Annotated in this window: 11 protein-coding genes; 10 read left to right on the top strand and 1 reads right to left on the bottom strand. The window is 61.9% G+C overall.

Annotation, left to right across the window (positions count from 1 at the left end; genetic code table 11):
• Positions 1 to 303 precede the first annotated feature (303 nt).
• Positions 304 to 1,053 carry a coenzyme F420-0:L-glutamate ligase gene (locus tag EI28_RS11305; RefSeq protein WP_048114928.1) on the top strand — a complete coding sequence of 250 codons (750 nt, stop codon included), beginning with the start codon at positions 304 to 306 and terminating at the stop codon, positions 1,051 to 1,053.
• On the opposite strand, the gene EI28_RS11300 is transcribed toward EI28_RS11305, so the two are convergent.
• Positions 1,050 to 1,208 carry a preprotein translocase subunit Sec61beta gene (locus EI28_RS11300; RefSeq protein ID WP_048114927.1) on the bottom strand — a complete coding sequence of 53 codons (159 nt, stop codon included), beginning with the start codon at positions 1,206 to 1,208 and terminating at the stop codon, positions 1,050 to 1,052. The two genes, EI28_RS11305 and EI28_RS11300, sit on opposite strands and share 4 nt — an antisense overlap.
• Positions 1,209 to 1,252: 44 nt before the next feature.
• Between EI28_RS11300 and EI28_RS11295 the strand changes: the two genes are divergently transcribed.
• From EI28_RS11295 to EI28_RS11255, 9 genes are all read left to right on the top strand, one after another.
• Entirely contained in the window at positions 1,253 to 2,299 is a 1,047-nt protein-coding gene (locus EI28_RS11295; RefSeq protein ID WP_052379739.1) for an amidohydrolase family protein, read from the top strand.
• 36 nt (positions 2,300 to 2,335) lie between these two features.
• Entirely contained in the window at positions 2,336 to 2,764 is a 429-nt protein-coding gene (locus EI28_RS11290; protein WP_048114925.1) for a universal stress protein, read from the top strand.
• A 14-nt stretch (positions 2,765 to 2,778) separates the two neighbouring features.
• Positions 2,779 to 3,621 carry a CBS domain-containing protein gene (locus tag EI28_RS11285; RefSeq protein WP_048114924.1) on the top strand — a complete coding sequence of 281 codons (843 nt, stop codon included), beginning with the start codon at positions 2,779 to 2,781 and terminating at the stop codon, positions 3,619 to 3,621.
• A 170-nt stretch (positions 3,622 to 3,791) separates the two neighbouring features.
• Positions 3,792 to 4,436 carry an archaeal proteasome endopeptidase complex subunit beta gene (psmB, locus tag EI28_RS11280; RefSeq protein WP_048114923.1) on the top strand — a complete coding sequence of 215 codons (645 nt, stop codon included), beginning with the start codon at positions 3,792 to 3,794 and terminating at the stop codon, positions 4,434 to 4,436.
• 20 nt (positions 4,437 to 4,456) lie between these two features.
• The gene (locus tag EI28_RS11275) at positions 4,457 to 6,349 is read left to right on the top strand and encodes a beta-CASP ribonuclease aCPSF1 (protein WP_048114922.1); all 1,893 of its coding nucleotides are present in this window, start codon (positions 4,457 to 4,459) and stop codon (positions 6,347 to 6,349) included.
• A gap of 2 nt (positions 6,350 to 6,351) precedes the next feature.
• Complete coding sequence (locus tag EI28_RS11270; RefSeq protein ID WP_048114920.1) at positions 6,352 to 7,419, top strand: MFS transporter; 1,068 nt, start codon at positions 6,352 to 6,354, stop codon at positions 7,417 to 7,419.
• Between the two features lie 38 nt (positions 7,420 to 7,457).
• Entirely contained in the window at positions 7,458 to 8,888 is a 1,431-nt protein-coding gene (locus EI28_RS11265) for an aldehyde dehydrogenase (RefSeq protein WP_048114918.1), read from the top strand.
• Positions 8,889 to 9,168: 280 nt separating this feature from the next.
• A complete protein-coding gene (locus tag EI28_RS11260) occupies positions 9,169 to 9,912 on the top strand; it encodes a fasciclin domain-containing protein (RefSeq protein WP_231476783.1) in 744 nt (247 codons plus the stop codon).
• A 390-nt stretch (positions 9,913 to 10,302) separates the two neighbouring features.
• Positions 10,303 to 12,061, top strand: a 1,759-nt coding sequence (locus tag EI28_RS11255; protein WP_231476782.1) for a fasciclin domain-containing protein, incomplete at its 3' end; no start/stop codon positions are given.

Below are 12,061 nucleotides of genomic sequence, written 5' to 3'. Positions count from 1 at the left end.
GAGGGGGGAATACTCCCCCTCCCCGTCAGCCCCTCCCCCAATGGCGATAGCCACCACGGTCCACTGCACCGGGCTTTTTCCTCGCTTCAGTCATTTTATCATTCACGCAGCGAAGGCCTTCGGCCTTTTCGTGCTCCGGGCGTCCCGTCCGTCGCACAGCGAAAGTCCTCGCCCTTCTTGAACTCCTATCAGAACGCCGCACCCCCTCCCTGCGCCCATAATCTCCCCAATTCGTCAGAGCCCCTTGCGAGCAAACCCGAGCATTTTTCTGCAATCGGAGACGACCACTGATCCGTGAGTCCAATGGATATCCAGGTAATCGGTGTTCGGGACCTTCCCCTGATCCAGCGAGGAGACGATCTGCCCGCCCTGATCTGTGAGAAGGTCGCGTTCGAGGACGGGGACATCCTCGCCGTCGCCTCGTCCGTCTACTCGAAGGCAAAGGGCTTCACCCGCGAACTCGCCTCGATCGTCCCCGGTCCGGACGCCGTGCGGATCGCGGCAAAGACGAAAGAGGACCCGCGCTTCGTACAGGCGGTGCTGGACTCCTCCACCGATATCCTGCTCGAACACCCGTTCATCCTCTCCGAACTGCCGTCCGGCCACATCGGCGTACGGGCGGGCGTCGACCACAGCAACGTCGAAGACGGCCTGATCGTCATCCTTCCGCCCGACCCCATGGAGGCTGCCGGCGAAGTCCGGGACGCCATCCGCCGCATCACCGGCAAGAACGTCCGGGTTATCGTCACCGATACCTGCGGGCGGGCGTTCCGGCGCGGCCAGACCGGCATCGCCATCGGCTGGGCGGGCATGACGGCCATCGACGACTACCGGGGCGACACCGACCTCTTCGGCCACGTCCTCGAGATCACCGAAGAAGCGGTCGTCGATGAGATCGCGGCCTTCGCGAACTTCGTCATGGGCGAGAGCCACCAGGGCGTGCCCGCGGTGGTGCTGCGGAACTGCCGGACCTGGAAGGGGCACGATAACGTCTACTTCATGCCCGCGGAAGATATCATCAGGACTGCTTTGAAGGAGAACAAAAAGGATTAGAAGAGGGCATTGAGAACGAAGACTGCCACTCCGATCACGACGGTTATCACGACAACGGTTATCGGGCTGATATGGATGGCCCGGTGATCGTCACTGTCGTAATAATTGACCAGGCCGGCAGAGGATACCAGTCTTCCGCCAGATTTCTTCGCCATACCAAAATATTCTCCTTTGCAATATATAAAACAGAGGATCAACTATGCAGGAAGCCAAACCCTACGTCGTCACCGGGCGTGCGCTCCTCGGTGAAGACCTCCGGGAAGAAGACGTCGCCATCACCGTCTCGGAGGGGATCGTCACCTCGATAGAGCCCGCTTCCCGGACGCCCGGGAGGTGGATCGTACCCGCCTTCTTCAACGCCCACACGCATCTCGGCGACACCGTCGCGATGGATCTCCCCGCCCGGGGCAGCCTTGCCGACCTCGTCAAGCCCCCGAACGGCCTGAAACACCGGATCCTTGCGGCGACCCCGCGGGCCGAACTCGTCCGGGGGATGCGTTCGAGCATCACCGCGATGCTCGCGACCGGGACGACCGGGTTCGCCGATTTCAGGGAAGGCGGGCCCGACGGGGTTGCGGCGCTCCGCGAGGCGGCGGCCGGGCTTGACTGCCGGCCGGTCATCCTCGGCCGCGAAGGCGGGGAGGAGGTGAGCGACGGCGCGGGTATCAGCAGCGTTCACGATGTCGCGAACGCCGAAGAGATCGTCAGGGAAGCGCGGGCGGGAGGGAAACTCGTCGCCTTCCACGCGGGCGAGAAGAACCCGGACGACATCGACGACGCGCTCGCGTTCGAGCCCGACCTGCTCGTCCACTGCACCCACGCGACGGATGCGCACCTCCGCCGGATCGTCGACATGGACATCCCCGTCGCCGTCTGCCCGCGATCGAACTGGCTGCTCGGGGTCGCGGCGTCGGCGGCCCGCCCGCCTATCACGCGGATCCTCGAACTCGGGGGCCGGCTCTACCTCGGGACGGACAACGTTATGTTCGTTCAACCCGATATGCTCCGGGAGATGGCGTTTACCGCGACCGTCTACCGCGCGCGCCCCGACGAGATCCTCCGCGCCGCGGTGTCGGGGGCCGGGTTGGCGGGGGCGCCAGGATATATTGAGGAAGGGCAGAAAGCGAATTTCCTGGTCATCAATCCGCTAAAAAACAATATTTCCTTCAGCAAGGACATCCGGGCGACCATCGTAAAACGGCTGGATTCTTCATCTATTTGCCAAACAGTTTTAACCATGCAATAGAAATCAGATAAGAAGTGTCTGTTCTGCGTGGTGTGTATGTTCCGTAAGATACTCGTTGCTATGGACGGCTCCGAACCGGCCAACCGGGCATTTGAGACAGCTCTCGGTGAGGCCGGCATCTGGAAAGCCGAAGTTCACGTTGTATATGTGGTCGAATCCGGGCTATTTTCTTCCCTTCCCATGGACAACACACTCGAGATCATCTACAGTGTTTTGCAGAAAGAGGGAGAGGGTGTTCTTGAAGCAGCTCGTAAGAAAGCGGAAGCGGCGGGAGTTACGCTCGTCACGCATCTCCGGCAGGGACACGCGGGATCCCAGATCATCTCTCTTGCCGAAGAACTGGGTGCCGATCTCATTCTTCTCGGCTCCTACGGTAAGAGCGGTGTCGACCGGCTCCTGCTCGGGAGCGTGACCGACTACGTGGTGCAAAACAGCCCCATCACGACAACGGTGGTGAGATCATAACCTCCCTGCAGCAGATGCTCGTCCGCGACTTCATGATAACCGACGTCGTCTGCGTTGAGATCCCCGGAAACCGGGACGATGTCCTGCGTATCCTGAAACGCACGGGCATCAGCGGCGTCCCTGTCCTCAAAGACGGCGAGCTCGTCGGCATCATCACCCGAAAGGATCTCCTCCGCAAGGCCGAAGAGACCCAGCTCGGGCTCCTGATGACACCCGATCCGGTCGTCATCCGGCCGGACGCCCCCGTCTCGGAGGCGGCCCAGTTGATGGTGCGCCACAACATCAGGAGGCTTCCCGTCATGGAGGACGGGACGATGGTCGGGCTGATCAGCGTGGCCGATCTCATCGGCGCCATCGCCCAGCTGCGCATCGCTCTCCCGATCAAGGAGAACTACGTCAGCAAGACCTACGCCCTCTGGGAGGAGACACCCCTCTCGCTCGTCGGGAGGATCCTCGAGATCTCGGGTTACGACGCCATCCCCGTCCTGATGGAGGACGGCACGCTCACCGGGATCATATCGGAGCGGGATCTCATCAGGCATTCCCGCATCGAGGACGGTGTCGAGGTCAGCGACTTCTCGAACGGCACGGACGACGACGAATGGACGTGGGAGAGCATCCGGGACATGCACACCATCAGTTACGGCATCTCCAAGATCCAGCTCCTTCCGATCCCCGTGAAGAACGCGATGGTGAAGAACGTCCTTGCCGTCCCCCTGAACGCCGAGGTCGGCGAATGCGCACTGAAGATGCGGCGGGCCCGGGTCGACCAGCTCCCGGTGGTCAACGGGAACAAGCGGCTTGTCGCCATGCTCTTCGACCGTGAGTTGATCAAGGTGCTGCTGCCTGCTGCCTGACCAGCAGGCCGTGCGAAAGAATTAAGGGGCAACATTCATATAATATACAGATGCTTATCCCTGTCGTGCCGTGACCCGGTACGACGATAAATTTATGTTTTATGATATCGCTATACGCTTAACCGCTTTTGAGCGAGATAAGGCGTTTTAATGGTTTTAGGGGTGCTTCAATGCTTGATACTTCCCAAGAGATTATGAAAGGTACAACCACAGTAGGACTGATCTTCGATGGCGGCGTGGTCCTTGCAACGGAGATGCGAGCGACGATGGGGAACATGATCGCAAGCAAGCGTGCGAAGAAGATCTACCAGATCACGCCGAGAATCGGCCTCACGACCGCAGGCGGCGTCGGCGATGCACAGCAACTCGTTCGGATCCTGCAGGTCGAGTGCAACCTCTTCGAGATGCGCCGCGGCAGGACCATGTCTGTCGGTGCCGCATCGACCCTGCTCTCGAACTACCTGAACCAGAACCGCTACTATCCCTACTACGTCCAGCTCCTGATGGGCGGGTTCGACGACGAGGGACCGAGCGTCTACTCCGTCGACGCCATGGGCGGGGCGACCAAAGAAGAGGATATCGTCGCCACCGGCTCGGGATCGCCGTTTGCTTACGGCGTGCTCGAAGACCAGTATCGCCCGGACATGAAGGAGGACGATGCGAAGGATATCGCTGTCCGTGCCGTCCGATCGGCGATGCGTCGTGATTCCGCCTCCGGCGAGGATATCATGGTGGTCGTGATCACGAAGGACAAATACGAAGAACACATTGAGAGCGGGTTGCAGAGACCGTCAGCGGCCCGCTCAACACCCTGATATTTTTTAGGACGATTTTAATGGTTATCGAAGAGAAACTCCAGGAGCTTAAGGAGCAGATCAACAAGATTGTTCCCGGTGGAATAACGATCTCGAACGTCGAGTTTGAAGGCCCCGAGCTCGTCATCTACACCGATGATCCGAAACAGTTCGCCGATCAGGCGGACCTGATAAAAATACTGGCACGCGATCTCAGAAAGCGCATCGTCGTGCGCCCGAATATCCTTGAAGATCCCGAACGGGCCGCCCAGGAGATCCGGGCGGTCGTGCCGGAGAACGCGGGGATCACCGACCTCTTCTTCGACCCCGAAACCGGCGAAGTCCTGATCGAGGCGGAGAAGCCCGGCGTCGTCATCGGCAAGAACGGGGTGACCCTCCGGGAGATCACGAAACAGATCGGCTGGACACCGAAGGTTGTCCGGACGCCGCCCATCGAGAGTTCGACGGTGAAGCAGATCCGTACCTATCTCCGGTCGGTGAAGGACGAACGCAAAACGTTTCTGCGTGCGATCGGCCGCCGCATCCACCGTGAGGTCACGAGCAAGGACCAGTGGCTGCGGGTCACCACGCTCGGGTGCTGCCGCGAGGTCGGCCGCGCCGCGTTCCTGATATCGACGCCGGAAAGCAAGGTTCTGGTGGACTGCGGCGAGAAACCGGGCAGCACCGCGAACGGGACGCCGTACCTCTACGTGCCCGAGATCTACCCCCTTGACTCGCTCGATGCGGTGGTGCTCACCCACGCCCACCTCGACCACTGCGCCCTCGTCCCGCTCCTCTATAAGTACGGCTACGAGGGCCCGGTCTACTCGACGGCGCCGACGAGGGACCTCTCGGCGATGCTCCAGCTCGACTATCTGGACGTCGTCCGGAAGGAGACGGACAAGATCCCTTACACCTCGAACGAGGTGAAGACGTACATAAAGCACTCCATCACCCTCAACTACGGCAGCGTGACCGACATCGCACCCGATGTCAAGCTCACCTTCCACAACGCGGGGCATATCCTCGGCTCGGCCATCGCGCACTTCCATATCGGCGAGGGGCTCTACAACATCGCGTTCACCGGTGACTTCAACTACCAGAAGTCACGGCTGTTCTCCCCGGCGGTCTCGTCCTTCCCCCGGCTCGAGGCGCTCTTCATGGAGAGCACCTACGGCGGGTCGAACGACTTCCAGCCCCAGAGGAAGGATGCGGAGGACAAGCTCTACGAGACGGTCTCGACGACGATCAAGCGCGGCGGCAAGGTGATCATCCCCGCGTTCGCCGTCGGGCGGTCGCAGGAGGTCATGCTCGCCCTTGAGGAGGGTATCCGGCGGCAGAAGATTCCGCCGGTGAAGATCTACCTCGACGGCATGATCAAGGAGGCGACGGCGATCCACACGACCTACCCGGAGTACCTCAACAGCGATCTCCGTAACCAGATCTTCCGCGAAGGGCTGAACCCCTTCCTCTCCGAGGCGTTCGTCCAGGTGGACTCGCCGAGTCTCCGCGAGAAGGTGATCTCGGGCGATCCCTGCGTCATCATCACGACGAGTGGTATGTTAAACGGCGGGCCGGTGATGGAGTACCTCAAGGCTCTCGGCCCCGACGAGCGCAACTCGCTCATCTTCGTCGGTTACCAGGCGGACGGGACGCTCGGGCGGCGCATCCAGAAGGGCTGGCGCGAGATCCCGCTCGGCTGGCGCGAGACGATCGTGATCAACCTCGAGATCGCGACGAGCGACGGGTTCTCCGGCCACTCCGACCGCAAACAGCTGATGAACTACGTTGCTCACCTTCAGCCGCGCCCGGAGAAGATCTTCACCATCCACGGCGACGAGAACAAGACCATCGACCTTGCAAGTTCCATCTACAAGCGCCACCGTATCGAGACGCATTCTCCCATGAACCTTGAGACCTACCGTATGATCTAGGAATGCTGCAAAAACTCCCCATCCTCCTCGGGATATTCGTGGTGATGGCGCTCTCGAACGCCGTCGTCCCGGTGCTTCCCGATTTTGCCGAGGGGGCGGCACTGCAGGGCTTGGTCTACTCCGCATACTTTTTGGGCGCGTTTGTTACGGTGCTGCCGGCGGGGCTTGCAAGCGACCGGATAGGAAGCGTGCCCCTCATCCGCGCCGGGCTTCTCCTGACCCTTGCAAGCGGTGTCCTTATCCTGCTCTTTCCTTCGGGCCTGCCGCTCCTCGTCTTCCGGGTGGTCGAGGGGATCGGGGCCGGGCTCTTTCTCTCGGCTGCGCTCGCGTGGGCGAACTCGCAGCTTCCGGCCGGGCACCTCAGCGGCTACGTCATGGCGTCCTTGAACCTCGGCCTGGTCGTGGGGCTTCTTGCGACGGGCTGGCTTGACGCGGCCTTCGGCAGCCACCTTGCGGGGATTGCCTTCTTTACGGTGCTTGCGGTCCCCGCGGCCGCAATGAGCGTCGTCGTCCGGGAGAGCGAGCGCACGGGCTTTGCGAAGGCGGATTTCGCAGGGATCGTGCGGAACTATTTCTGGCTCTTTGCCGCGGCGATCGTTCTCGTGGGGATGACCGGGGCGGTGGCGGCCGTCTACCCCGAGTACACCGGGAACGACTCGTCGGTGCTCGCCCTGCAGCTCGCGACGATCAACATCGCGACCATCGTTGCCCTGCTCGTCACACCCCGTCTCGCCCTCCGTCCTGCCCCGACCATCCGGGCCGCCTCGCTCCTGATGGCGGCGGCGGTTCTGGCGGGCTACGTCACGCCCTATGCCTTCCCTGCCATCGGGGCCCTGTCGGGCGTGTTTATCGTCGCGGTTCTCGCGTTCCTCGCGGAGACGAAGATCGAGCAGGGCGTGATGACCGGGCTCTTCAACACCGCGTCCTACGCCGGGTTCACGTTTCTTTCCGCTATTGCCGGGATGGTTGCCGGAGGGATCGGGTTTTTGGCCGCATTCCTTCTGCTGGCCGGGATGGCGGTGGCGGTGGCCGTCCCCATCGGCAGGTGCCGGTGCGAGTACCGCGGGTGACGGAGCGCATATTACCCCTCCCATCCATAGGATCACCCATGAAGATGATGATCGGCGGCGAGCGACGCGATTCGGTCTCCGGCAGGATGTTTTCGGTGCACAACCCCGCAACGGGCGACGTGGTCGATGAAGCGCCGCTCGGCGGCGAGGATGATGTCCTGTCCGCCATCGAGGCCGCCGGGGAGGCGTTTCCCGACTGGGCCGCGAAAAACCCGAGAGATCGCGCGAAGATCCTCTTCTTCGCCGCAGAGGAGGTCCGGCGCAGGAACACCGACCTTGCGGCGCTCCTGACCGCCGAACAGGGCAAGCCCATCCGCGAGGCGGTCGACGAGATCAACGGGTTTGCAAACATCCTCGAGTACTACCACGCCCTCTCGGCGGGGCTCCGGGGCGAGTTCGCGAACCTCAAGGGCTATGGCCGGGTTACGGTCATGAGACGCCCGCTCGGCATCTGCGGCGCGATCATCCCCTGGAACATGCCGGCGATCATCATGGGCTGGAAGGTAGGCGCGGCTCTCGCGGCGGGGAACACGATGGTCTTGAAACCCGCCCGGACCGCCCCGTTGACCTGCATGAGGCTCGCGGAGATCCTCGGTGAGGCGGGCCTTCCGCCGGGCGTCTTAAACGTCGTTACCGGGCCGGGTGAGACGGTCGGCCGGGAGATCGCGAGGAACCCGGGCGTTCGGAAGGTTTCGTTCACCGGGGAGGTCGGGACCGGGAGGCAGGTCGCCCTGGACGCCGCCCCCGCGATGAAGCGGCTGACGCTGGAACTCGGGGGGAGCGACCCGATGATTGTCGCGGCTGATGCCGATATCGGAGCGGCGGTCGAGGGGGTTGTCAGGGGACGGTTCTACAACTGCGGCCAGGTCTGCACGGCGGTGAAGAGGCTCTACGTCTTCGACTCGATCGCGGACGAGTTCGTCCGGCGGCTGACGGCGAGGGTCGAGGGGATCGTGGTCGGGAACGGCATGGATCGCGGCGTCGGGATGGGCCCGCTGAACAACCGGGCGGGCCTTGAGCGGGTCGTCGATGTCGTCGATGCCGCCCGGGAGCGGGACGAGGGGAAGATCGTCGCGGGTGGGCGGGTGCCCGAAGGGGAGCAGTACAAGCGCGGCCTCTTCTTCCTGCCGACGCTCGTTGCCGGTGTCCCGCACGATTCCGTCCTCTTCTCCGAGGAGGTCTTCGGCCCGGTGCTGGCGATCGCCGCCGTCTCCGGCATCGACGAGGCGCTCGAGCTCGCGAACAACTCCCGTTACGGTCTCGGGGCGTCGGTATGGACCCGGAGCGCCGACGTGATCGCCCGGGCGACGGAAGAACTCGAGGCGGGGATCGTCTGGGTCAACCAGCACCTGAGGATCCCGCCGGAGGTGCCGTTCGGGGGGACGAAGGCGAGCGGCATCGGCAGGGAGAACGGCAGCCGGGCGTTCGATGAGTACACGGAGGAGAAGGCCGTGCTGGTGCGGTTGTAGGATGGCGGGAGGCCCATTGATCGTCCGGCGGTACGGGAGACGGAGGGCATCTCCGGACGCGATGAGGGGTTTACGCCCCGTGCTTCGCCCGGGCGGTCATGGTCAAGGTGCCCGATGCATCAGAAAAATATCTCAAAGATGCCTGTTTGACCATCGGGATTTTTATTACGAATATAGCAAGATTTATATAATTCAGTGCATATCCTCCCCCTCTCCCAAGGGGGATGATAGTATGAGACGATGGATAACTCTATGCGCGTGCATTCTTGCTCTTCTGGCGATGCCGTTTGCCGTAACGGCGGCGGTAATCGGAGACGAGAATGCAACGGCGACGCCCATGGGCGAGACCGGGCAGATGGATAACCAGACGGCGAACATGACGATTGCCGCCTACATTGAGCAGGACGAGAACCTGACGAGGTTGTCCGAAGCAATCACCGTGGCGGGGCTCTATGATACCCTGAACGGCGAGGGCCCGTACACGGTCTTTGCCCCGAGCAACGAGGCGTTCGACGCTCTCGGGAACGACACCGTGAACCAGCTCATGAATGAGACCGACAACCTGACGATGGTTCTGCAATACCACGTTGTCGAGGGAGAGTACACCGCGGAGAACATCTCCAGCATGGGCGGGAACCAGACCGAACAGGAGAACCAGACTGCCGGAAATGAGTCCGAAGGCGGGGTGCTCGACATCTTCAGCGGGCTTCTCGGCGGCGAGAACGAGACCGCGAGCGAGAACATGAGCACGCTCACGACGCTTGCCGGTGAGGACCTGAACGTCTCCGCCACCGACGGCGAAGTCATGGTCGAGACCGCCACCGTCACCATGGCGGACATCAACACGACGAACGGCGTGATCCACATCATCGATCAGGTGCTGGTGCCGCCGGGCGTGAACGTGACGGCGGCCGGGAACGAGACCGCGGCACCGATGGGTGAGACGACCACAATGCCGGCCGAGGAGACGCCGACCACGACGATGGCCGAGAACCAGAGTGGCCTGATAGGCGTCGTGCAGTGATGTAGAGCACGGCAGAGGGCGGCATGTGCCGCTGGTCTGCAACACCTCTTCATTTTTTGATTGCAACGCGAACTGCAAACGTTGCCGGCTCGTTCCGGTTGCCCGAACGGCAGGCCGGACCCCGGAGTGTCCTGAACGCGAATCGGAGGCATCTCAGGGATAGTCCTCCTCTCCTTCCGGCGATAGGTTGATGCCTCCGGATGAAGGGAGAGTTGGGGGAATTGCCCGGATCCCGGGCGTGATTTTTTCGGGCAGCCGTTCGAGCATTATTATCATAATATTTTTATATTACCTTGCTCATTCCCCTGCTCGCAAGGGGGGATATGTATGAGACGACCTGTATTGTTCGGTTTGTGCATCGTCCTTCTCCTATCAATCTCTGCTGCAAGTATGGCAGCTTCGATTGGGGGAGGGCCTGTCGAACTGAATCCTGATGAGACTGTGAACATCACACCGGTAAACAGCACCGAGACTTACGAGGTGGCGCAGACAACAGTGCTTGGAGCACTCGACGTCGCCTCGATTCTCGGAGCATTCGATTACGAGGTTGTAGAAGACCTGCCTCCTGAAGAGGGGAACCTCAGTATTCTATCGATCATGGATATCGAGAACGAGGTGGTGAACGAGACTCCGAACAACTGGACGTACTGGGTGAACGACGAGCAGGCCACGACAGGAGCCGCGGTGACGAACCTCTCCGACGGGGACAACCTGACCTACTCCTACGGGCCGCCGTCGCACACCCTGGAGAACGCCACGTATACCCTGACGGTGAACGTGACCGTTCTTGAGGGGGTTGTGGCCCCGACGCCGACGGTGAACGTGACACCGACACCGACGGTGAACGTGACACCGACACCGACGGTGAACGTGACTCCGACACCGACGGTGAACGTGACTCCGACACCGACGGTGAACGTGACGCCGACACCGACGGTGAACGTGACGCCGACACCGACGATGAACGTGACGCCGACACCGACGGTGAACGTGACGCCGACGCCGAGTCCGGCCGCCGAAGCGAACGTCACCATCGTTGAGCCCATGGAGGGCGCCAACGTCACTGCCGGGAACGTCACGGTGAGCGTGAACGTCACGAACTTCACGCTGGTGGAGCCGACCGGGCAGGAGAACGCGCCGGGCGAAGGCCACCTGCACTACTACCTGGATGCGCCGGTGCCGACGAACGAGAGTGAACCCGCCATCCCGGAGACCGGCGAGTATGTCGTCTCCGCGAACACTTCCTACACCTGGGAGAACGTGACGGCGGGCGAGCACAACCTCTCGGTCCAGGTGGTCAACAACGACCACACGCCGATCATTCCGCTGGCTGCCGATACGGTCAACGTGACGGCCACCGAAGAAGTGAACGTCACCCCGACTCCGACGGTGAACGTGACACCCACACCGACGGTGAACGTAACGCCGACACCGACGGTGAACGTGACGCCGACGCCGGAACCCGGTGCGAACATCACCGAACAGATCATCGAAGGTCTTTCGGACCAGGAGAACCTGACGACGTTCGTTGGAGCCTTAAACAACTCCACTATCGGCGAGGAACTCGAAGAGAACAGGAGTTACGTGATATGCGCTCCGACCGATGATGCGTTTGCCGGGCTGGGCAACCAGACGGTCTCGGTGATCATGGGCGATACGATGCTCTTAAACAGCATCCTCGGCTACCATGTCATCCAGGGCGACTACACGATCGAAGAGCTCGTGCAGCTCTGCGAGAACGCGACCGACGGGCAGATCTCCCTGCCGACCGTTGAAGGCTCGGAGGTTAATGTCTCGCTCACCGAAGACGGCCAGCTGACCATCAACAACATCATTGTCATAACCCAGATCCAGATCACGAACAACATCGTGGTCTACGTGATCGACGGTGTCCTGGTTCCGCCGGACACCCCGATCCCAACTCCAACACCGACAGTGACACCAACTGCGACGCCAACGGTGAACGTCACCCCGACGCCAACGGTGAATGTTACCCCGACGCCGACGGTGAACGTTACCCCGACGCCAACGGTGAACGTTACCCCGACTCCGACGGTGAACGTTACCCCGACACCGACGGTGAACGTGACCCCGACACCGACGGTGAACGTGACCCCGACTCCGACGGTGAACGTGACGCCGACGCCGA

Origin of the sequence: Methanoculleus sp. MH98A, assembly GCF_000691865.1 — an archaeon.
GTDB lineage: Archaea > Halobacteriota > Methanomicrobia > Methanomicrobiales > Methanoculleaceae > Methanoculleus.
This window is presented reverse-complemented; position numbering and strand designations above follow the sequence as displayed.

Coding starts and splice junctions, on each gene's coding strand:
- EI28_RS11305 (WP_048114928.1), top strand. CDS start 304: ATGGATATCCAGGTAATCGGTGTTCGGGACCTTCCCCTGATCCAGCGA.
- EI28_RS11300 (WP_048114927.1), bottom strand. CDS start 1,208: ATGGCGAAGAAATCTGGCGGAAGACTGGTATCCTCTGCCGGCCTGGTC.
- EI28_RS11295 (WP_052379739.1), top strand. CDS start 1,253: ATGCAGGAAGCCAAACCCTACGTCGTCACCGGGCGTGCGCTCCTCGGT.
- EI28_RS11290 (WP_048114925.1), top strand. CDS start 2,336: ATGTTCCGTAAGATACTCGTTGCTATGGACGGCTCCGAACCGGCCAAC.
- EI28_RS11285 (WP_048114924.1), top strand. CDS start 2,779: ATGCTCGTCCGCGACTTCATGATAACCGACGTCGTCTGCGTTGAGATC.
- psmB (WP_048114923.1), top strand. CDS start 3,792: ATGCTTGATACTTCCCAAGAGATTATGAAAGGTACAACCACAGTAGGA.
- EI28_RS11275 (WP_048114922.1), top strand. CDS start 4,457: ATGGTTATCGAAGAGAAACTCCAGGAGCTTAAGGAGCAGATCAACAAG.
- EI28_RS11270 (WP_048114920.1), top strand. CDS start 6,352: ATGCTGCAAAAACTCCCCATCCTCCTCGGGATATTCGTGGTGATGGCG.
- EI28_RS11265 (WP_048114918.1), top strand. CDS start 7,458: ATGAAGATGATGATCGGCGGCGAGCGACGCGATTCGGTCTCCGGCAGG.
- EI28_RS11260 (WP_231476783.1), top strand. CDS start 9,169: ATGCCGTTTGCCGTAACGGCGGCGGTAATCGGAGACGAGAATGCAACG.